The organism is Pseudoclavibacter sp. VKM Ac-2867 (assembly GCF_015351275.1).
Lineage (GTDB): Bacteria > Actinomycetota > Actinomycetes > Actinomycetales > Microbacteriaceae > Pseudoclavibacter.
Genome location: NZ_JADKSL010000010.1, coordinates 102,837 through 123,926 on the forward strand (window position 1 = coordinate 102,837; position 21,090 = coordinate 123,926).

The window sequence follows — 21,090 nt, forward strand, 5'->3', positions numbered from 1 at the left end:
GGTTGTGGGTGCTCTCCCTGCACTGTGTGCGGCAGAAATCCGGACCAGGCCGCCACCGCACGATCCGCGGTGACGGCCTGGTCCGGATGCTCGATCGGCTAGCTGCCGGGAGCGATGTCGATGCCGAGGTCAGCGGCCGTTTGCGTGAACAGTGGCGTCTCCACCTCGGCGGACTCGGTGGCTTCGGCCGAGGGCTCCGCGTCGACGACGGATGCGGTCTCCTCGACGTCGGGGGCCTCGACGACGTCCACCTCCGCGGCCGCGTCGAACGTCTCAGCTTCTACTTCGACCGGCTCGGCTACCTCAGCTACCTCGGTGGCGTCGACCGGCTCCGCTTCGGCGGGCGCTGATTCAGCATCCAGCGCCGGCGGCTGCCAGAAGCTCAGGTCTTCCCCCTCGGCCACGGCCGGCGCGGGCACGTAGGCCGTGTCTGCTTCGGTCGGGGTCACCGCTGGGGCCGGGGCGTTGATCGTCGTCATGTCGGTTCCTGTCAGCGTCGAAGTTGCGGTGGACTGCGTGCGCGCGGTCACCCCGCCCGTCAGCGTCGTCTCCTGCAGCGAAGGGACGGCGGTGGGTGCGGGCACGAGCGGGATGACGACGCCTTCGCCGGTCGTGTACGAGTCCCCGCACGGCACCCACGCCGCGGAGCCCGCGCCACCGGTGTTCACGACGGCGAAGTTGATGACGAGGCACGTGGACAGGTCGAGCGGTCCGCCGTAGGACTGGCCAGCAGCGGTCTGGTAGATGATGTCGCGGTCGGCGGCGTTCTCCCACCACGTGTTCGCGGCCGCGGTGCCGAGGCTCTCGAGCGGGCCCGCGGCGGTGCTCAGCCACGTCGCCTCGTTGGACGGGACAACCTGACCGGCGTGCGGGTCGGCTGGCATGGTGCCGAGGCTAAGTTCGACTGCCTGCTCCCCCGGCTTGAACGAGAACGCATCCGTGCCGACGAGGAAACGGTCAGCGGGGAGCGCGGACAGTCCGTTCTCCACACGGATGGCGTTGTACTGCTCGATGAACGCCGCGAGCATGTCCTGCGTCACGTTCGCCTCGTGCAGTCCGGGAATCACCGGATATCCGGGAGTCCCCGGATCCGTGGGGTCCGTGGGATCGGTCGGGTCTGTGGGGTTTCCCGGATCGGTCGGGTTCGTTGGATTGCCCGGATCGGTCGGGTTGCCTGGGTTCGTGGGGTTCCCTGGGTTCGACGGAATGCCTGGGTTCGTTGGGTTGCCCGGATTTATGCCGCCGTCACCATCGCCACCTCCACCCGGGGTCGTGATGACGCCACCGACCGGCGGCGCGAACACGGGAAGCTCCGGCGACGCGTCGACGCGCGTGTTCCCACCATTGCCGTTGGCCGGTGGAAGCAGCGTGTTCGGGTTCACGACAACGTACGTGTCATCGGTGTTGCCGCTCGCGTTCGGCGACGGAGTCGGTGAGGTCTGGGGTGGTGTGTCACTGACCGCCTGCGGCACGGTCGGACGTGGTGTGGTCGGCGTCGTCGAGGACGGCACGCTCGAGCCCTGCGTCTTCGTCGGGTCCGGGGTGTTCTCGGCGACGTTCGAGGTCGGCGAGCACGCGGCGAGCGCGATCAGCGCGACAGACCCGACACCGAGCGCGGTGACCGTCCGGCGCTGGCGGGTGAAGGTGGATGTGGACATGGGAGCCTTTCGCGAAGAGCGTGCGGGTGGTCGTCAACTCCTCCGGCGCAGAGTCGTTTCCTCTCCCCTATGCGCGAGCCGGCGTTCGGCGTGGATCCTGGGTCCACTCGAGCCACGCGGTGAAGTCAGAGACAGGGATGCGCGCGACTTCGGTGTCCTGGTCGTTGAGCGCGAGCACCCACTCGCCCGGGGCGGGGGTGGCGCCCATCATCCAGGCGCGCACCGACATTTGCTCCCCGTCGAGGCCGACGATCAGCAGCTCCCGCTTGCCGGGAACCGTCGGGCCGATCTGCATGACCTGGCCGACGACGCCGTTCGGCGCGTACTCGTTCACGAACGCTGCCCACCTGCGAGCTGCGTCGTCGCGCCTCTCGATGCTGATGCGCGCGTGCCGGTACCCGAGGGCGTCCATGAGACCGCCGACGGTGACATTGCGCAGGAACAGCACCCCGTAGGTGGGAAGGGCAACGACGATCGGGATCAGCCAGGGCTTTTCGGAGGACAGCGCGAAGAACTCGACGATCGGCGTCCACCCGAACCAGCTGAACAGCAGCATCAGCGCGAGCATGAGCACGGTCAGGATCGGGGTCGCGATCTGGACGACCGACCAGCGAGGGGGGAACAGGGGCGGCAGGGCGAGGATCAAGGCCCACGCCGCCAGCAGCGTCGTCTTGTGCGAGACAACGGCGATGTCGGTCGGCCAGAACGCCCAGTCGCCGTGCATGAGCGCGAACACCGGAACCACGACCATCAGCATGTTCAGCGCGATCGCGGCGATCCACCACCCGGACTTCCCGGGACGCTGATCCTTAGGGAGTCGCGTCGGCGAATCCGTTGGCCCCTCGCAGCGCGTGAGGTCGGGCTGCGGCTGTGGGGCGGCCGGCTTCGAAGTCGCTCTTGCCCTCGAAGCCGACGAGCTCGAAGCGGTACGCGGCTGAGTCCGTTCGCGCGCTTGGCGCAGGTCCGCGTCGTAGAGGTATCGGGAGTCGGGGCGGGAGAGCACGTCGAACGCTTCGGTGACGAGCGCGGCGCGGGCAGGGTTGTTACCGCCAGTGTCCGGGTGGAGCTGACGGATCAGGCCTCGGAAGGCGCGCTTGATGTCGGCCTCGGTCGCGTTCTCGTCGACGCCGAGCACCTCGTAGTGGGTGGGGAAGCCGGTCATGCTTGCATCTCCGCTCGTCGGAGCTCGTCCGCGTCTTCGTCGATCGGGAAGTACCAGGGGTCATTTGCGAACTCAAGCGCTTGCGTGTGATTACCCGAGAAGAAGACATCGTCGTTGGACGCGCGCCGATACGCGAACCGCATGGACTGTAGGGACAGGTAACCAGTGAACTGGCGACGCAGGTCCGGATTGACTGGCACGCTCAGGAACGACTTGGACAGGACCAGGTCCGTGTTCCCGCAGGTCTTGTACGTGCAGCACTTCCGCGTCAGTTTCTCCGGCAGCGTTTCCAGGTGCGGTTGCGGGATGATGACTCCCCAGTAGCCAGCCAGTTCGTCGTCGGTGCCGATGAGGTGGCGGACGCGGCCCTGGTGGGCCGGGTCGAATCGTGCAACAACGGCGTCGATCGCGCTCTCGGTCATCGTGGGGTCCTGTCTGATCAGTGGGTGGTCGCCTGGCTATGCGGGCACGAACGTCCGGAACCGTTCGCGGGCGAGCTCGACGTGTTCCGCGCCCTGCTCGATCAGGAACGTCTCGTGGCCCAGGCCCACTCGTTCCGCGGCTTCCGCGGTCGCGCCGGTGCCGGCGAACAGGTCGAGGATCTTCATGCCGGGGATCGGGCAGGCGAGCTTCACGAGCCACTCCATCACCGACACCGGCTTCACCGTGTGGTGCCGCACCCGGCCCACCATCGGCCGTTCCCGCCCAGTGGCACGTCCCGAGTAGTGGAACTGCGGGAAGTATCGGGCGGATCCGCGCTTCTGTGCCTCGAGCTCCGCAGCGGGGCATCCGTCCTCGCAGAGCACGCCTTCGATGCAGTCGTGCCCGTGGATGATGAGCATGTTCGTCGGCCACCGGCCGCCCGGGTGGCTCGAGGAGGGTGCGGACCCGCGGGACATGTTCACGACGTCGCCGGCGACCGCCTTGCCCGGCGGACGGGACCGGTCGTCGTCCGTGGGGACGCGGCACGCGTCGATGCCGAGCCCGCCGACTCCATGCTTGATGATGTTGTCGACCAGGTCGCCGTCGAGCGGTTTCCTGGCCACGAGGATCGGCTCGTACGCGGGCTTCATGATGTTCTGTGCCCCCGCGAACATCTCCGCGAGGTCCGGGCGTCCGCGCTTGGCGAGCAGCTCCTGCAGCTCCAGCCGCTTCGGGAACCCGTACGACTTCACCCACGCCACGATCCCATCTCGCACCTCCCAGCCGGCGTCCTCGACGGCGGTGACCAAGCGGTGGTGTGTGCGTGGGGCGCCGAATGCGATGAGGTTCCCGCCGGGCTTCACCGTTCGCATCGCCTCCGCCCACAGGTCGACGGAGAACGCGATCCCGGTCGCGTCCCACGACTGTTTCACCTGGCGGGCGAAGTCCACCTCGTACGGCGGGTCGGTGACGATCGCGTCGAAGGTGTTGTCGGGGATGGCTCGAAGGGCGAGCTCGGAACGGGCGTGCAGGAGAGATGAATGGGCGGAGAGGCGCTCGGCACTCGGAAAGGTCATGCCCTTTCTATGCGCGAGCGAGGGCGGATGGCATGACTTGAGACGCGCCGCATAGTCTCGGGGGATGACGTTTACTGCAATCCACCGGGCCCTGGGCCTCCCGCCTGGCCCGTTGACTGACGAGATGATCGAGGGAGCTGTTGCGGAGGGAGTTGCCGAGGCTACTGACCTCGACTGGAAGAAAGAGCTCATTCCTGAGACGCACCTCCCCAAGAGCGATTTCCCGAAAGATGTGGCTGCGATGGCCAATACGGGTGGAGGAATCCTTGTGTACGGAGTCCGGGCAGATGAAAAGCGCGCTGCGGAACGCATTGGAGTTGAGGAGCTGACGGAGTCTTACGAGCGCTCGCTTCGCCGTGCCGCCGTCACAGCCATCATCCCGCCCATTTTCGACCTGGAGGTCACCCCGGTGGGGTCGGCAAGCTCGCGGGTGCTCGTCGTGGAAGTGCCGGAAAGCCTCGACGGTCCGCATCTCGTCTACAAAGGTGAGTACTTTGGTGCCCCCAGACGCAACGACGCAGACACCGAGTGGATGCGTGAGGGTCAGATCGAGAGGATGTACCGAGCACGTTTCGACGCTCGACGCAACGCCAACGAGGGGCTTGAGCGGCAGTATGAGGTCGCGACTCGTGGCCATGACACCGAACAGCGTGCCTGGGCGATAGCGATTGCACGACCTCGGATTCCTCGGCCGCCCAAGCGTGCTGAGCGTCATGAGGCCGCTCAGCTCTTCGCGGATGCAAGTGTTCTCGCAGCTCGACTGCACCGATACCGAGGATTCGCGCCCTTGAAAAGTGCCGACGTTCACAATCCACGCCCTGGATTGAGAAGTTGGATAGCACCAATTCCGCTGAGCGAGGCGAACAAATGGCGGGACGCTCAGGCGACCTGGTACGCCGACGGAGCAGTCACCGTTGCAGCGGCTGTCGGCGGACACAAGAAGGGTCACGATGCTTTCCAGCACCCGTCGCACGTCGAGGGCACAGCACTCGAAGCTGTCGCCGCAGCCGTGATTGCGCTCGCCAAAGTCGCTGGAGACGCCCAAGGAGCGGGAGGGTACGAGATTCGCGTCGGCATGGAGTGGAGAGGCGACGCACCCATCATGCTCTTAGACCGTGACCGCTTTGGTTACACCTCGACGGACAGAGCCACCCCCCTGGCATCTTTCAGCCCCGTGGATATGTCCATCGATGTGTCAGGGCCTGAAGCTGCCCTGCAAAATCAGGTGTTCGAGCTCGCACGCGATTGCGTGAATCAAGGCGGCATTGCAGTTGTCGACTCCGTACCAGAGCCTTCGGCGACTGAGAGCTAGGCGGTCCCCGCATAGTGTCCCTGCAGCACCCTTCCTGCGGATGCGAGGGTGCTGCCGACCACTCCCACCTCATCCCGATTGCGAGCACACCTCTTTTGACTCCCACCCCGTCACGTCGTTCCTGGGTCACCGAACCCGGTGAATCCCTCGTCGACCTCGCCTCTGCCCCCACCCACCCGTTCATCCTCATGACCCGTTTCGCGGGCTTCCTCGACGAGACCGGCCTTCCGGCGAACGCGATCGTGTCCCCGGACTCGATCGCGTTCCCGCTCGCGCCTCACTGGCCGGATGAGGACCCGTACCCGAGCATGAGCGGCGGTCTGCTCTGGCATCCGCTGTTTTGGCTCCCGCTTGAGGTGTCGCTCCCGTCCGTGTCGAAGCACCCGGTGACGGGCGAGCTGTCGATGGAAGGCACCGACGAGTTCGGTCTGCGCGTCGCGCTCGAGCTGGAAGGGTCTGGCCTCTACGACGCTGAGACCGGCACCTGGCTGGACGTGCTCATGACCTTCGCTGGTCTCGACGCGGACGACCCTGCCGTGCAGCAGCGCGTGCTCGCGTTCTTCGCAGGCGCCGACGATGCGGAGCTCGCCGGCATCGACCTGCAGCCGATCCTCGCGACTGCCGACGACGCCGCGTCGAACCCGAACTGGGCGTCCGACGTCGCCGCGGGGCTCGCCGTCGACCACGCCCGCGTGCGCACCCTCATGGGTCTCGTCACGTTCGGCGAGATCATCGCCAACGAAGGGCGCGGGCTCGTCGCCCCAGGAGACGACTCCCCCGCCGAGCCGAAGCTCCTCGCGGAGTCCCTCGCACCGGCCCTCGCGGCCCTGCACCTGCCGGACCTCATCGCCATCGAAGGTGGCGCGCAGGTCCCGGCGGAGCAGCACTTCGGGCAGACAGCGGACTACCTGGAGCAGCACGAGGCCGCCGGCGACGCCGACTACCCTGTCATCCTCGACGGGCTGAGCCGCGTCATCGACCTCCTCACCGCGGGTCTGGACGCGGAACTCGAGGCGATCGCCGCCAAGCACCAGGAGGCGGACACCGACAGCGAGTAGTCCGCGCGCGCTCCGCTTCGAAGGCCCCAACGGCACAGATCGTTGGGGCCTTCGGCGTGCCCGCATAGAAGGGGTGACCAGACACCGCCGAATCAGAGGACCCCCAACCATGTGGCCCTTCCGCCGTCGCACCACGACCATCGACGCACCCCACACCGTCGAGGTGTTCGCGCGCCCACCGATGCCCGCGCCCGTCGATGACGACGTTGCCGAGGACTCGTTCTGGACCGAGAGCCCCGCGTCGCCGCAGCACCCGGCGTACGTCAACTTCGTGGACGCCGTCCCTGCGCGTCACCCGGCTATGCCGCTCGCGACGATCCCCATCGACCGGCCAGCACCGGCCCGCCGGGAACTCCCGCCGACCTACCTCGACGCGGCCGTGCATGACATCCTCAACGACCTCGTGGGCCCCGGCGGCCGCTACCTCCTGGTCCCCCGCACGCCCGGCGAATCCGATGGTGACGAGATCTTCACCAAGCTCATCGTGCAGGACCTCGCGGACCGCATCGGCATCAGCATCGACGAGGCGTTCGAGCAGCAGGAACTGGAAGCGCCGGCGGCTCCGGTTATCGCGATCGAGCCGCACCGAGCGAGGCGCGGATAGTCGGCCGGTTCAATCTAGACGCGTATTCAACAAAACTGAACTGGCCTCTAGGTTGAACGCAGGCGGAGGCCGCTACCAGGTACCGAACGAGATCGCCGACTACGGGCCTTCAGCGCTTTGAGTGTTCGCGCCGCGGGAGCACGAAGAACTTCACTGAGGCCGGAGGGCCAACCCACAGGCAGCAGACGAGTGAGAGCAAGTTCGAGTCCGGTCAACTCCACGCCCTGTTCGAGGTTCTCGCGGACACCTGCGCTGATCTGTGTCGTTGACGTCGAGCTTTGTGTCAGGGGCGACGGCGAAATCCCTTCAGGGTCGACGGGCTCGGAGCGCCTCACCTGCGACGAATCGAATGAGCTTGTCGTGGTCCGCCGCCAGCACATCGAGCACGTCCGTTGGTACATCTGGGTTGAAGACGACAAGCAGTGCGAAGTCTGCGTCCTGCGAGGCGAGTCCAAGGAGAACGTCGGTGGAAGCAGCAGGGTTGAGAGCGACCGCCTGGCGGACTTCCTGGCGGTCGTCCTCAGCGAGCAAGCGAAGGAGGGCCATGCTCATGTTCGGGTTCCCGGCGGCGACGCAACGAACCTTGTAGCTCCGCGGGTCCCCGGCGAGAGCTGTGAGAATTCCCAAGCTCGCTTCGTCGTCGTATCCCGCCTCCTGGCGGTCTTGCGCTTTGGGGCTAGCTGCCAGCGCGATCAGCCGTCGTTGTTGGTCTGGGCCCTCGAGTTCACGGCTTCCAACTCCAGGCGCTGTCTCGAGTTCGTTCGAGTCGCTCGCGGGTGGCGTTTCCGGGGTAGCTGGGTTCCGCGTCGCAGCGAGTCGAACGGCGTAGTGGTCATCCCGCGTGAGTGCACGTAGGGCATCGTCCGACAGCCGGGTGTCGCTCGCGGTCGCTGCCCTGACTGCCCAATGGGGATCCTGGGCCAGGCGGTGGAGCGACACTAGTGAGTTCCGTCCCGATGCTGCTGCGGACGCTCGGACTACCTCCTGAGAGTCCTTGCCCAGCGTCTCGACGATGTCGACCGGAGTTTGCGGATGCTTCGCCACCTGGGCGCGCACGTCCTCGCGCGAGTGGCGTGCGAGCCGGGTCAGGGTTTCCTCGCTCGTGCATGGGTGCTCGGAAGCTAGCCATGGCCCGTCTGCGTCCGACGACTGCCGTTTCGACACGACGTTCAGGGCCGCGGCGACGATGGCGCGATGCGGTGAGAGCTCGGGGCGCCGTTGCAGCAGTACGAGGACCTGGAAGGAAAGCTCGTGCAGTCGGAGGCTCAGGAGTTCCTCCGCGACCTCGACACCGCGAACGAGGGGTAGGTTAGCGTTTTCCAGGCATGCGAGCTTCAGGAACGCGTCCGTTGACCCGCTCAGAGCGTCCAGGACGGTTGCGGGAGCGGACGGGTTGCAGGCGAGCGCGGTTCGGACTTCGGAACTGGCCACAGCGGCCAGGTCGCGGAGGATCGGTTCGGGCGTGTGAGGTGATTCTGCGAAGAAGACCCGGTCGTCGCGGCGGCGGCTCGTGAGAAGTTTCCGGCCGAGCTCCGTGCGGAAGTCGTCGCTCAGTCGCGGATGCACAGCGAGCTGCTGCCGCCTGGCCCTGGTCGCCCCCTCAGCGAGTTCCATCAGGGCTTCCACGGGAGTCGCCGCGTGGCTGATCGCCAACTCGAGCACGTCGGCGGCTGCCTCGCGTCCACCGAAGAGCAGACGCGCGTCGTACGAGGCGACGAGGTCCTCCAGGATGGGGTGGAGAGCCGCGTGGTCATGTGGGCGGGAGCGCTTCAGTGCGTCCACGCGAACTCCTGGGTCGGGGTCGCCGAAGAGTGCCAGGCATTCTTTGTGGTCCTCGACGGACTTCCACCGTGCGGCGATCCGGCGGAGCCAGCTCGGCTGTTCCGGGCTGAAGAACTCGTCGAGGACCTCTTGCGGAACGCCACGCTGGAGCCACTCCGGCACACGATTCGCGCGCCCGCGCTTCCACTCCCACCGCATCGTCTCGATTGGGAGCAGCCCGCCCTCGAAGACGCTTGCGTTCGGAGACGTCAGGAGCCAGAGAACCTGGTGGACCCAATGTGACGGTCCCATCTCCGGACGCCTCAGCTGAAGTTCAGCAAGTTCAGCGAGCGTCCTGCGGGTGTCCAGGGCGGACTCTGCGACGACCGTCTCGGGGACCGCCACGCCCTGGCTGGCCTCCCGGGTCGAGCTCATCACCCCTCTCGGTCGCTTCTCGATCTGCACCCGAGGCGCTCGTGGATGTCGTTCTGCCGCTTCCCGGACTAGGCGGCTCCGATCCTCGCGCAGCACGGCAATGATGTCGGAGGCTGTTTCGGGGTTCAGCGCCACTCCCTCCCGGACGGTCCAGTGCCGGTCCGCGCTGAGTCGACGCAGGGTAATCGGGTCAGTGCTGGTGTTGCGCGCGATCCGACGGCGCACACGTTCGCTGTCGTCATCAGCGAGGTAGTCGAGCGGTGCTGGGCGTGTCAGAGGATTCTCGGCGACCACGATCTTGAGTCGGGCTTCGCTCGGCTTGTCGTAGTCCCGCTCGCTGCGGTCGCGGCGAACGGCCTCCGCGAGTCCTCTGCGCAGTTCCGGTAGGAGCACCTCTGGATCGCCGTCGATGAGGCGTGCAACCGGCCAGGTCTGTGTCATTGCCTGGCGCGGGAGCCACAGCCCGACCTCTCTAATGCGGTGCTCGTCGTCCAGGTCGAGCAGCACGTAGGCGAGGAGCTGGAGGAGGAACTCGCGGAGGTCGGATGACCTCAGCGTCGAGTAGGCCTTGCAGTCGTACAGCGTCCCATTGACGATCCAGTCGCCATCGGCGCCACCGACAAGCCGAGCACCGGCGAAATTCGGACCAGGTACGTATTTGCCGCCGTCGGCAATGACCTGTTGCCACCGTGCCAGCGGCTGCTCGTTCGCCAGCATCATCGACCGGATGTCCGCGATCGCGAGGGGGTCCAGGCGCGCCGCGAGTTCCTCGCCGTCCTGTACTTGGTCACAGGCCTTCCCGATCGAGCCGGCGAGAACTCCTGTGCCGCCGCGATAGATCTGCTCGCACTGCGCGAGCAGTAGCGCAGCTAGGTCGAGGTCCTCCTCATCCGACGGTGCCGAGAGGAGGCGTTCGGCGACCTCGAACGATCCCTGCAGCACGGCGGCTCGGTGCTGCCCGTTCGTGACGGCCGGGGCGAGACCGGGAAGCGCGGCCGCTCCGGCCAGCGCAGTTGACCGCAGCAGGTCGAAGTCGCCGAGTGCCATCCGCATGCGCAGATCGATGGCTGTGCCGGCACGGGGGCCGTCCACCTGCGGGAGCTTCGGCGATACCGTCCGCGTCTCCAGGAGGCGGGTGAGTCCCCAAGCGTCGGCACGAAGCCGCTCCACAGCCTCGAATTCCTCGACTTCGCCGAGCTCAGGCGCAACATGCTCCAGGTAAATGCGTAGGGGTGAACGCAGATCCTTGAGGTGCTCGGTCAGGGACATGCGTTGGCCTTCCGTCGGTGAGCGCGGCACGAGCGATCCGCGGCGGCTTCATCAGCAGACTCGACACCTCGCCGGTCGCGTTCCGCGCCAGCATATGCGCGGGCCCCCACCGGGCGTGCTCGGCCCGCGGCGGGCCCGCACCTACTCAGTCAGGCGAGTGCGGTGAGTGGCACAGTCATCGACTGGGGTGCGCTCTGCGGCTTCCGGTCGCTGCCGAGGAAGACGTAGTAGAACCGCGTCGTCAGCTGGATGCGCTCGGTGTCCGCCGAGTCTGTGGTCGTGCTGAGCGCACCAGCCGTGAACACGTGCGGTGACCATTCGTCGCCGAGTGCCGCCCGGACCCACACTGCGGCGTCGCCCTCGTCGATCGGGAGCCGGGTCCCCAGGAGTCGATGGTGTGCCGCCACGGAGATGGTCACGACGAAGCCGTCCAGTTCCGGATCGTGGCAGTGCGCGGCTTGGCTGGTGACCTGGCCGACGATCGTCAGGTTGGCGTGCGGGTTTGTCATCGAGCGAACCGGCCCCAAGGCAGGCAGTTTCGGGGCGGTCTCCTGGGACACCGGCGCATCTGACTCGAGCCAGTCGGACGAATCAGACGCGCGGAGTTGGCCGCGGAACCTTCTGAGGTCGAACTCGTGGCGGCGCATGAGCGTGCGAATGTTGGTCATGCCAGGAAGGTAAGCGCGGCCACCGACATTTCCCGCGCGGAGAGTTCTGAACACGCTCCCCACGTGGAGAGACGCGTCGTTCCGCATCTGCTGCGGTATGGGAGGCCTCAAGACCGCACGCCCGCATATATCCGGCATGACGATCAATCACTGCCCCGACGCGAAGCGCGGATGCACCGAATCCTTCGAAGCGCACCTTCTGAAAGCTCAGGGGTTCGCGTACACCCGCGGTGGGCTTCCGCGGCAGAGGATCGCTCCGGGATTCTCGCCCGAAGAGTGCCACCTCGGACAGTGGCTCCGCTCCGTGATCGCGAAGCGGCGTGTCCAGTCGAGAACCCTGACGGAGGAGCAGTCGTGGCTGGTCCACATGCTCATGACCGACCATCCGCAGCAGTGGGAGCGACGTGAATCGGGAGAACTCGACGCCCCCGACACCGACGAGGAGCGACTCCTCGCGATCCTCGGATACCTGCAAGCGCACATCAGGCTCCCCCGCCTGTTCCGTCCGGACGGCACTCGCGAAGAAGAGATCGCCGGCAACGCGCTCAGCGAATTCCGAACCCGGATCAGGGGAACTCGCCTGAACGGGCGCCAGGATCTCGATGAACGAACCGTCGCCATGCTCGAGTATCTGTGCCCGGAATGGCGAGGACCACGAGCACTCGACCCGAAACGCATCATCGTGAAACGACCACGGCGAGCTGCCTAGTTGGGCCAGGTACGTCCCCGACCGTTGCAGCTGCGGAAACACCACCGGCCCCAGCACATCGATGCGGAACGCGACGTGCTGGGGCCGGTGGTTACTGATCGAAGGCGTTGTCGCTCGTGCGCCCCGTCGATGTTGGAGCGCCTTGATCTGAGTGCCTGGGTTCGCGACGGGTCCACTGCAACGAAGCACGACCAGCTCTGCTCGTGCCGGCAAAGCACTTGAAATCGCGAACCGTTTCGTGGCGGTTCGTCTGACGTGGGTGTGACGGTGCGGGAGCGCTTGGGGCGCAGACCCGGGAGGAAGGAGCACCAACGACCGACGTCTCGACTTAGTGCGGTTTGCGGCTCATCCAACGCAGGTATCAAGCTCTGGAGTGAGCGTTGCGAAGCAACGAAGTCCAGTTCACTCTTCGTGCTGTGTCAATGGAACGGCCTTGCGCGCTCAAATCTGCCGGTGCGCGCCGAGATGAATGACCGGGCGCACATTGGCTTCGCTCCATCCCTGGGCCCCTTGAACGCAGGTATCGCTGTCGCTGCCCCATGACCGGTGGGCGCTGGCCGTGAAGGTAGAAGAGGGCTCGCGGACCGCTGAAGCGGTCCGCGAGCCGAGAGACTACGGATGATTGGAGAGGGGATCGTCCCGGGTTCAGGAGGTCCCGCTCGCTAATTCCTCACAGGGTCAGTCCTCGGGCACGTAGAGGCGGATGTCGTCGATCGTCGCCGACCCTTCGTAGTAGTTCAGATGTGGGTCGCCGATGATGAAGGAATCGGGGTACGCGGACCCGGCAGGCCAGACATCCTCGAGCGTGTAGGTTCCACTCGCTCCTGTGAGAGTGAGGTCTTGGTTGAACTCGCCACAGTACTCGTCTGGCTCTTGGTTGTAGTGCCAGATCGGGATCCCGTCTTCGACGAAGTCTCGGGTGTACCGGAAGGTTGCTTGACCGATGTGGCGAAACGGTCCGCTGTACTCGATGGTGTACGAGTCATCGCTGCGCTCGACTGCAAAGGTGTAGCTCTGATCGGGGAGGAACTCTGGTTGCAGCTCGGCAGACGTGAGGATTCGGGAGTATTCGTTGTTCGGGCCAAATCGATCAATGCTGTTTGCTGACCCGCATGCCGTCTCAAACTGGTACTCGTTGCCGATGTAGTTCTGCCCCTTCATGAAGCGGTCGCCGCGGATGAAGACAGCATTGAGGCCGACATAATTGGAGTCCGCCGAGCTGAAAGGCTCACCGGTTGCGGGGTTGCAGGTCGCGTAGTCGCCGTACTGTCCGACGACGTCAGCGTAGTAGCCGTCCATGATGACCTTTCGACGGTGGTGAATCCCAGGATTTCCGTGTGGCGCGGGGTTGGCGTGGTCGAGGATGGCGAGGTAATAGAAGCCGTTCTCGTTGATCACGTTGCCGTACTCGCATCGAGTCTTATCAGCGAGTGCACCCTTGAACGTCCACGGATATCCAGTCATGCAGTCCCGGTTGGCGTCGTACCCGTTGTACTTGTCACCGTCCAGGAAACTGCCACCACTCTTGCCACCAAAGTCGAGGGACCTCAGCGTGACCTCGATTCGGTACTCTTCCGGAAGTTCCTCGGTAGGACGAATCACAGCGCCCGAGTTCCATTGCGGTTCCTCCAAGATCAATCCTTGTTCACCGCTGCCGGCTGGTCCCGTCGAGAATGAGGGTTCTGAGTCCGGAACCCCATCGAGGTCAGCATCGACAGAGGCGAGTTCGGCGGTGAGCCACCCATCGGCTCCGAGTTGGACTTGCTTCCGGTAGACCTGGAACGTTTCGAGAGCCTCGCTGAAGTACGGATCACTGATCGTCTGCCAGGCCTGCCCGTCATCGTCGAGGTCATCGATCGTCCACGTGTCGTCGACCCCGTTTTCATCGAGGACCCAACCGGCACCCTCTGTGCTGAAATCGTCCGAGAAGTCCTCTTCAGCGACAAGCTCCCAACCCTCGAGATTCGAACCCTGCTCCTCGCTTGTGTGTGCCGCGCCGGGTGGAACTGCGAACAGCGTGGTGCCGGCGATCAAGGTTGCGAGTGGGCCGATCGCCCACCTGACCGTTGCGGTTCGAGCAGTCTTCACAGGACGTCCTCTTTCGTGGTTCCGATACTGAGGTTGCTCACGCGATTGGCGATCTGGAAGCTCGTGTTGTCGCGGTCATACGCTCCCCACTTGGGTTCATTTGCCGAGTCCCACGTGCGCCCGTGGTAGCGGCTGGAGCCATCGAGGAACGTCTGCTGCTGGCCGTTATAGTAGAGCTCGAACCAGCCTGCCGATGCTTGCGAGGACGTGTGGATTCCGATCGCGACAGCGTTCGGAGTGAATGCCTCAACTGGCGTGGACCAGATCGTCGACCAAGCGCCACCGGGCGCGACATAGGTGAGCTTGATCTGGCCATCCTGAACACGCATCAACAGCGGGTAGTTCTGATCGGCGTTCGGATACGACTTCCATTGCCAGGGAACCCAGTCGCCCTGAGTCGAGTCAGGCACGAGCTCGAACGCTTGTGTCCAACCGAGCCAGTAGGTCTGATTCGCGGCGAAGACCACGCGCTGGTCGTCGACGCTGACACCCCGCGCTTCGCAGCGGTACGTGCCAACTGATTTCTGGAAACGGAACGCATCCGCCTCGACGTCGAGGACTCCGGGCGCCTCGCACTCGATGTTGCCGAAAGCGCTCGTCCCGTCAGTGGGGTCGCCAGTCCACAGCACTGACGCATTCGCAGCAGGAGCTGACGCGATGAGAAACGATAACGCGAGGGCCCCGATGAACGGCAGCATTTTTCGCCGTCTCCTGGACATCTGGGGCCAAGGGTGGGGAGTGGCGTGGGCGGTGGATCCATCTTGGGCAGGCACGAAGTTACCTCCTAGAACACACTGGAAAATTGGTATGTACCAGTAGAGGTGACGGTTGAAACCGTGTCAAGACCGAATTTGACGCCTAGCCTGTTGGCCTGTTCGGGCGAACGCTCAGCGCGCTGAGTGCACCGTCTGCGGGGGCGGTCGCGGGCGCGATCTGGGCGGACAGCTCGAAGCGAGAGGCCGGGTAGGTCGAAATTGTCCATTCGATCACCGAGCCGTCGGAGATGGTCGTCCGCAGGAGTTCCAGCACCGGCGATCCAGGATCGATTTGCAGCAAGGTCGCGTCCTCAGCCAGGACGATCCCCGCGCGAATGATCTGCCGGCCAGCCTCGAAGCGAATACCGTACTCATCCGCGAGCACTTGATACAGCGAAGCCTCGGCGAAATCGCGCTCCAACAGTGCGGGCGTATCACGGGCCCTGAGGTGGGTCCGCTCGATCGCAAGTGGCACCCCGTCAGCGAGACGAAGACGCGAAAGGAGCAGGAGATCCTCCCCAGGTGACACGCAGAACACCGCCGCGAGCTCCTCGGTCGCCTCGAGGTGTGTGGCCTGGAGAACGCGACTCGTGGGGAGGTGCCCGCGCGCACGCATGTCCTCGGAGAAGCTCGTCAACTGCAAAGGGACACTGACGACGGGGCGGGCCACAAACGTACCCCTGCCGACCTCGCGCACGAGCAGCCCCTCGCGCACGAGCTCATCGATCGCACGCCGAGCGGTCATTCGGGATATCCCAGCTTCGTCCGCAAGCTGACGCTCGCTCTCAATCGCAGCGCCAACCGGGGAGGCGAAGATCCGCTCACGCAGGGCGTCCGCCAGCTTCTGATACTTCGGTGTCGTCACACTGCAATCCTCGCACCCCGACCCCAAGGTACGGCGGAACTCGGCGACGAGCGGCAAGCAGAGGCTTGCGCCTCGTTCAAAATTGGACTATACCAATACGTGATTGGTCTACAGCACCCCGTCCCGTGACGCTTGGAGAGCACCGTGGAAGTCTTTGTCAGCATCATCGAGGTGATCACGAACAACCTGTTCAACCAGGTCGCCGTGCTCATCGGCATCATCGCGATCGTGGGCCTGGCCCTGCAGCGCAAGCCCTTCGAGGAAGTGGTTGCAGGTGGCATTCGCGCCACCATCGGCGTCATGGTTCTCAACCTGGGGGTCGAGATCTTTGCCGGCGGACTCACCAGCTTCCAGGCGATCGTGTCAAGCGCCATGGGGCTCGAACCACCGACAGCCGAGTCCACGCTCGCAGAGTTCAATACGGGAGCCGGCTCCGTCATCCCGCTGATCATTGCGGGTGGCTTCATCGTCCACCTTGCACTCGTGCGAGTGTTCCCGGCTGCGCGCTACGTGTATCTCACCGGCCACCTCATGTACTGGATGAGTGTGGTGATCGCCGCAAGCTTGGTGGAGATGTTCGGGGACGTCAATCGATGGATACTCGCCGGCGCAGGTTCACTGATTGCTGGCTCCTACTGGGTACTGCAGCCCATCGCCATCGGTCCCCTCATGAGACGAGTCATGGGCGACGACCAAGTGGGACTGGCGCACACCGACTCCACGATCGCACTCGCTGCGGGCTACGGTGCGAGAGCCCTGCGCCTGGGAGACCCGGTGGCGCACAACTCGGAGAACCTCAAGCTGCCGCGGATGCTGTCTTTCTTCAAGGACATCAACGTCTCGACCGCCTTCGTTACCGGGAGCATCCTCCTGATCGCGATCCTCTTCGCTGCGACAGACGTGGTGGAGGAGCAGATGGCCGGAGCGACGCTGCTGCCATGGGTCTGGGCGCTCCTGCAAGGCCTCAGGTTTGCGGCAGGAATCGCGATTCTGCTCTTCGGCGTGCGAATGTTCCTCGCGGAGATCGTTCCCGCGTTCCAAGGGCTTTCCAATAGAGTCCTCCCTGGCTCAAAACCCGCCCTCGATCTCCCCGTTACCTTCACCAAGGCCCCCACTGCTGTGATGATCGGATTCCTGACGTCAGTGGCAGTCTTCCTGGTCCTCATGGCGGTCTTCGCAGGTCTCGGCTGGTTTGTGCTCGTCCCGCCGATGATCATGCTGTTCTTCGGCGGAGGAGCTGGAGGCGTTTTCGGCAACGCGGCTGCCGGTTGGCGAGGCGCCGTGTTCGGCGGTGTCATCAATGGCGTGGTGCTTGCGTTCGGGCAATGGATCGGCTGGGGCCTGTGGTCGGGGACAGCACCCGAGCTCGCGACCCTCGCCGACGCAGACTGGTTCGTCGTCGGCTGGGCGCTGCTCGGCCTCGGCGCCTTGCTCGCACCGCTCGGAGCTTGGGGTGCCATCATCATCTCGGTATCCGTCCTGTTCCTCACCATGCTCACGTTGGCATCACTGTCCTCTCGCCAAAAGCGCACCAAGCGACCAGCTCTCACTGAGCAGGTAGGCGCAGACGAGACGCCGAACACGAGCACCAGCCGCCCCGAATCTGCGACTCAGCGCTCACGACGCGCAGAGGAACTCGTGCCGGCCGGACAGGCTGGTTCGCCTTCGGGGATCACTGAGCACCTAGCCTCCGCGGGGTCCGCGCGTCCTGCTGTTCTCCAAGTGCTCGCGGTGTGCGGAGCGGGCATGGGGACAAGCCTGATGCTCAGTACAACCGCGAAGAAGGCGCTTGATCAACTGGGAGTGGAAGCGAACGTCACGTATACCGACCTGGGATCGGCGAGGTCCCAATCCCCCGACGTCGTCATCGCACAGCAGACGTACCTCGAGGAAATCGCCAGCATTGCACCGGTCGCGGTGCAGATCGACCACTTCGTCAACGTGGAGCACATCAAAGAACGGCTCAGCGTCGGCCTGCAAGGAAAGGGATGGCTGTGACCACGGACATCGCAACATTCATCGACCAGGTTCTCACCGAGAACGACAGGTCGACGTCAGCCGCGGCGCGAGCCATCGCTCGGACCGGTCGAAGCGGCGGGCTCGTGCGACCGGCCGGCGCTGGCCATTCGCTGGCCGCTGTCCTCGAGACCTTCTTCCGGGCTGGTGGTTTGGCTTTCGTCAGCCCACTCTGGCACCCCGAGGTGCTCCCCTTCTTCGGAGCACGATCGGCAACTAGCGCGGAACGGCGACCGGGCCTTGGTCGTGACGTCGCCGAGAAAGCGGACCTGGCCGTCGAGGACACCGTCGTCATCTTCTCGAACAGCGGCGTGAATCCGTACCCCGTCGAGATTGCGGAGGTTGCGAAAGACAGGGGGGCCACAGTCATCGCATTCACCTCACTCCAGGCCACTCGATCAGCTCCACGTCGATCCACCTGCACCGTTGCATCGCTCGCCGATATCGTCGTCGACACGGCCGTCCCTCCGGGCGACGTGAGCTGGCCGACAAACTCGCCGGTGACCTCCCCTGTATCGAGCATCGCAAACACCGCACTGTGGACGACAGTGCTGCGCAAGGTCTACGACCTTGACGCAGATCTCCCCCTCTGGCGAAGCGCGAACGTAGACGGCAACGACACGCACAACACAGACCTCGTCACTAGGTTCCAGGCACGCGTTCCCGCGTTGTAAACGAGCTGTGGTCCGGTAATTCCAGGCCTACCGGACCACACCTGGACCCACATGCGACGAGTGAGCTGCGGTAGTGACACCTGCCCTCGATGGCCTTGCCAGTGACACATCGCTGCGGGAAAGCTCACATCGCCGATCTACACCTCGCATGAGACCCCGCGCGGATGATGCGTGTGAGCCGGAACACCGCCAGGGACACAGCCCGCTCGTGAGGACGTCCGGGTCAACGAAGCTCCCCACCAGCACGACTGAGCCTCTCTCACCCTCAACAGCCAGGCGTACCTTGCCGCACGCCCGCGACCCAGTGGTGACGTTCACGCGCGGTGGCAATCGTTCCAGGAGGCGATAAAGCCTTCGACGGGCGCCACCGCGGCCATCTCCGTCGGCGCTCCGACTGACACCCCAAGTCCTGCACATCCGACGTGCAATAAGGACGTTCTCGACCGTGGCAGTAGCGATATCGGAGCCGGAAATGGAGAGCTGCCCCGTAGTCAACACCGATGCACAGACGTCGCTCCCCGCACGAAACGATGGAGCGACATCTCGCGAGAGAGCCAGAACAGCGGCCGCGGAAGCTCACACCAACGTCTCCAGCACATCGACGCGGAACGCGACGTGCTGGGGCCGGTGGTGGGATGGGTGGCTACCGGTCGCTCTCAGGCAGGGGTCCGAATAGCTTCTCCCGCAATCGGTGCGCGGTTATTGGGTTGCGCGCGGCGACGAAAGCCGGGACTGGGCGGAGGATAACCCCGTTCTCGTCTCGGCCGACCTTCGTGAAGTACGCCCCGACTGAACCGCTATCGATCAATCGACCGTCTGACGTAACGATGGTTATGCCGAGGCTTGTGAGGATCGGCAGGTAGACCGCATCGTGGATCGCCTGTGGCTTGAACGAGACAATGGCGCCGAGCCTGCCGACTACCAACCCCAAGGACACTGGGGCACCCCCGAGGGTTGACAGGATCAGGTCGAGGTCGTTGAGGAGCTCATCTGCTAGCGACCGGTCCTTGCCCTGCGCGGCCACGGCTGCCACAGTTTCGGCACGGATGTCGTCAGCAACGAGCGGTTCCGCAATGATCTGGAGGACGTCGCCGACGGTGCCAGCGTGCACGCCCACGGTGTCCCAGATGGCGATGTACCCCGACGAGTTCGCGATGCCAACGGCGAGGAGCTCGTCGCCACTCTCTCGCCGGACGTGGACGCTGACGTTGACACTGAAACCGAAGGTCATCGAGTCGTATGGCAGTGAGCCGTCGATGGCATCGACGCTGTAGATGATCGTGCCGAGCGGGGCCGCGTCCACGACAGCCCAATCGGCATCCGAGGCCTCTTCTCCACCGACGACGGCGTGCGGCATCATCGACCGCACGATGGCGACGATGACGGCGTGCGTCTCGATATCCGCCTCGATGGGTTCCAGCCCTGGGTGGCGGTCAAGCTCATCCTCGGTGAAGCCCGTTATGTTCCAGTGACGGTTGAATGACCTCAGCAACCGGTTCTGTTGGTCCGAGGGGAGCCGGGAAGGTTCGAAAGCCTCGGCGTCGAGTGTCTCGCTCGTGTTGAAGACGAAATTCCGAGCGAAGGTCAGGCCCCTCTCCAAGATCAGGGTGATGGTTTCGAAGATCCGCTCCCGCGCGGCTCCCTGCGTGTAGTCGTCCATGTCGCTCCTCGCTGCGCCTCTGTTCCGGCACGGTCGGCCCCGAGCCCTGGTGCCCGGTAGGGGTGAGAGTACATGCGTTCCTGCCGCATGTAAACTTGTGTCTAAGCATCATGATTACATGTTGCTTGCAATCGATAATCTCGTGTGTAGTATCGGCGGGACGGACGCAACCGCGATCCGTCCCCATAGAACCGGAGGACCCATGGCTACTACCGACAAGCCCGTCACCGTCAGGCTCCCGCTCGAGCAGCTCCGCGACTTGCAGGCGCTCAGCCTCGTCGACAACAGCAACCTCGCGCAGCAGGTGCGCTCAGCGATCAGCCAGTACATCCAAAATCGCGTTAGCGACTCCGGCCTCAAGGATCAGATCCAGGAAGCCGGAAAGCGCTACGAAAGCACCCTTGAGTCCCTGAGGGCTCACTAGGGCTTCGACCAGCTACCTGGACCGCCTCTGTCGAGGGTCCGAACCCAGAACAACCGAAAAAGGCGAACGCAGCACTCATATGCTGCGTTCGCCTTTTTGGCTGCACTCCCCCTCGTCGCCGTGGCGAGTACGGAGTCGACGCCGCCCGCGCTCCCCAGCTCAGCAGCGAGCCGCCGAGCGCCCTCCAAGTCCTCACTGGACGCCGAGTCGGCAGTACGAAGAGTATCGAGTGCCTCCACATCGCGGAGGCTTGCCGAGCCAGCGAACTTTGGACGCAGGGAATCCAGCACACCTCATCCCCACCCGCAACACGGAGCACGCCACACATGGCGCTTCGGTGGTTGAGAATCCGGATTGGAGGTGCACTGACGATGACATGAGCCTCGCGCATACCGCCCACCAATCTCTCAAGTCGCCGGGCCGGCGACTGTGACTGATTCAAGTCTGCCACGCGTGCAAAGTCAACATAAGGG

17 protein-coding genes are annotated in these 21,090 nt (G+C 64.8%); 7 read left to right on the forward strand and 10 right to left on the reverse strand.

The genetic code is table 11. From position 1 onward, the window contains the following. Positions 1-98: 98 nt before the first annotated feature. The 4 genes from ITJ67_RS19740 to ITJ67_RS11615 all read right to left on the reverse strand — a co-directional run bounded on the left by ITJ67_RS19740 (position 99) and on the right by ITJ67_RS11615 (position 4,319). A complete protein-coding gene (locus tag ITJ67_RS19740) occupies positions 99-1,658 on the reverse strand; it encodes a hypothetical protein (protein WP_228502693.1) in 1,560 nt (519 codons plus the stop codon). A 67-nt stretch (positions 1,659-1,725) separates the two neighbouring features. Then, on the reverse strand, positions 1,726-2,820 hold the full coding sequence (locus tag ITJ67_RS11605) for a J domain-containing protein (protein WP_194677705.1): 1,095 nt from the start codon (positions 2,818-2,820) through the stop codon (positions 1,726-1,728). Further along, positions 2,817-3,242, reverse strand: coding sequence for a hypothetical protein (locus ITJ67_RS11610; RefSeq protein WP_194677706.1), 426 nt, complete (start codon positions 3,240-3,242; stop codon positions 2,817-2,819). Before ITJ67_RS11610 ends, ITJ67_RS11605 begins: the two co-directional genes overlap by 4 nt. A gap of 36 nt (positions 3,243-3,278) precedes the next feature. Next, positions 3,279-4,319 (reverse strand): DNA methyltransferase, encoded by a 1,041-nt coding sequence (locus ITJ67_RS11615; RefSeq protein WP_194677707.1) that lies wholly within the window; start codon positions 4,317-4,319, stop codon positions 3,279-3,281. Between the two features lie 64 nt (positions 4,320-4,383). Here ITJ67_RS11615 and ITJ67_RS11620 point away from each other — a divergent pair, with 64 nt between their 5' ends. The 3 genes from ITJ67_RS11620 (at position 4,384) to ITJ67_RS11630 (ending at position 7,293) form a co-directional block, all read left to right on the forward strand. Then, entirely contained in the window at positions 4,384-5,631 is a 1,248-nt protein-coding gene (locus ITJ67_RS11620; protein ID WP_194677708.1) for an ATP-binding protein, read from the forward strand. Positions 5,632-5,726: 95 nt separating this feature from the next. After that, positions 5,727-6,689, forward strand: coding sequence for a hypothetical protein (locus tag ITJ67_RS11625; RefSeq protein ID WP_194677709.1), 963 nt, complete (start codon positions 5,727-5,729; stop codon positions 6,687-6,689). 109 nt (positions 6,690-6,798) lie between these two features. Then, a complete protein-coding gene (locus ITJ67_RS11630) occupies positions 6,799-7,293 on the forward strand; it encodes a hypothetical protein (RefSeq protein WP_194677710.1) in 495 nt (164 codons plus the stop codon). Positions 7,294-7,599: 306 nt separating this feature from the next. On the opposite strand, the gene ITJ67_RS11635 is transcribed toward ITJ67_RS11630, so the two are convergent. Then, positions 7,600-10,758 carry a hypothetical protein gene (locus ITJ67_RS11635; protein WP_194677711.1) on the reverse strand — a complete coding sequence of 1,053 codons (3,159 nt, stop codon included), beginning with the start codon at positions 10,756-10,758 and terminating at the stop codon, positions 7,600-7,602. 149 nt (positions 10,759-10,907) lie between these two features. Beyond that, complete coding sequence (locus tag ITJ67_RS11640; protein WP_194677712.1) at positions 10,908-11,426, reverse strand: hypothetical protein; 519 nt, start codon at positions 11,424-11,426, stop codon at positions 10,908-10,910. Positions 11,427-11,562: 136 nt separating this feature from the next. Here ITJ67_RS11640 and ITJ67_RS11645 point away from each other — a divergent pair, with 136 nt between their 5' ends. Continuing rightward, positions 11,563-12,135 carry a hypothetical protein gene (locus tag ITJ67_RS11645; protein WP_194677713.1) on the forward strand — a complete coding sequence of 191 codons (573 nt, stop codon included), beginning with the start codon at positions 11,563-11,565 and terminating at the stop codon, positions 12,133-12,135. A 678-nt stretch (positions 12,136-12,813) separates the two neighbouring features. On the opposite strand, the gene ITJ67_RS11650 is transcribed toward ITJ67_RS11645, so the two are convergent. The 3 genes from ITJ67_RS11650 to ITJ67_RS11660 all read right to left on the reverse strand — a co-directional run bounded on the left by ITJ67_RS11650 (position 12,814) and on the right by ITJ67_RS11660 (position 15,843). After that, positions 12,814-14,223 (reverse strand): hypothetical protein, encoded by a 1,410-nt coding sequence (locus ITJ67_RS11650; protein ID WP_194677714.1) that lies wholly within the window; start codon positions 14,221-14,223, stop codon positions 12,814-12,816. Next, a complete protein-coding gene (locus ITJ67_RS11655) occupies positions 14,220-14,921 on the reverse strand; it encodes a hypothetical protein (protein WP_194677715.1) in 702 nt (233 codons plus the stop codon). The genes ITJ67_RS11650 and ITJ67_RS11655 overlap by 4 nt, the downstream gene beginning before the upstream one ends. Before the next feature lie 160 nt (positions 14,922-15,081). Beyond that, complete coding sequence (locus tag ITJ67_RS11660) at positions 15,082-15,843, reverse strand: GntR family transcriptional regulator (RefSeq protein ID WP_194677716.1); 762 nt, start codon at positions 15,841-15,843, stop codon at positions 15,082-15,084. A 144-nt stretch (positions 15,844-15,987) separates the two neighbouring features. Here ITJ67_RS11660 and ITJ67_RS11665 point away from each other — a divergent pair, with 144 nt between their 5' ends. Continuing rightward, positions 15,988-17,841, forward strand: a complete 1,854-nt coding sequence (locus tag ITJ67_RS11665; protein WP_194677717.1) for a PTS transporter subunit IIC — start codon at positions 15,988-15,990, stop codon at positions 17,839-17,841. Beyond that, the gene (locus ITJ67_RS11670) at positions 17,832-18,533 is read left to right on the forward strand and encodes a sugar isomerase domain-containing protein (RefSeq protein WP_194677718.1); all 702 of its coding nucleotides are present in this window, start codon (positions 17,832-17,834) and stop codon (positions 18,531-18,533) included. The genes ITJ67_RS11665 and ITJ67_RS11670 overlap by 10 nt, the downstream gene beginning before the upstream one ends. 643 nt (positions 18,534-19,176) lie before the next feature. On the opposite strand, the gene ITJ67_RS11675 is transcribed toward ITJ67_RS11670, so the two are convergent. Continuing rightward, positions 19,177-20,193 (reverse strand): hypothetical protein, encoded by a 1,017-nt coding sequence (locus ITJ67_RS11675; protein ID WP_194677719.1) that lies wholly within the window; start codon positions 20,191-20,193, stop codon positions 19,177-19,179. A 202-nt stretch (positions 20,194-20,395) separates the two neighbouring features. Between ITJ67_RS11675 and ITJ67_RS11680 the strand changes: the two genes are divergently transcribed. Further along, the gene (locus tag ITJ67_RS11680; protein ID WP_194677720.1) at positions 20,396-20,617 is read left to right on the forward strand and encodes a hypothetical protein; all 222 of its coding nucleotides are present in this window, start codon (positions 20,396-20,398) and stop codon (positions 20,615-20,617) included. Positions 20,618-21,090: the final 473 nt, after the last annotated feature.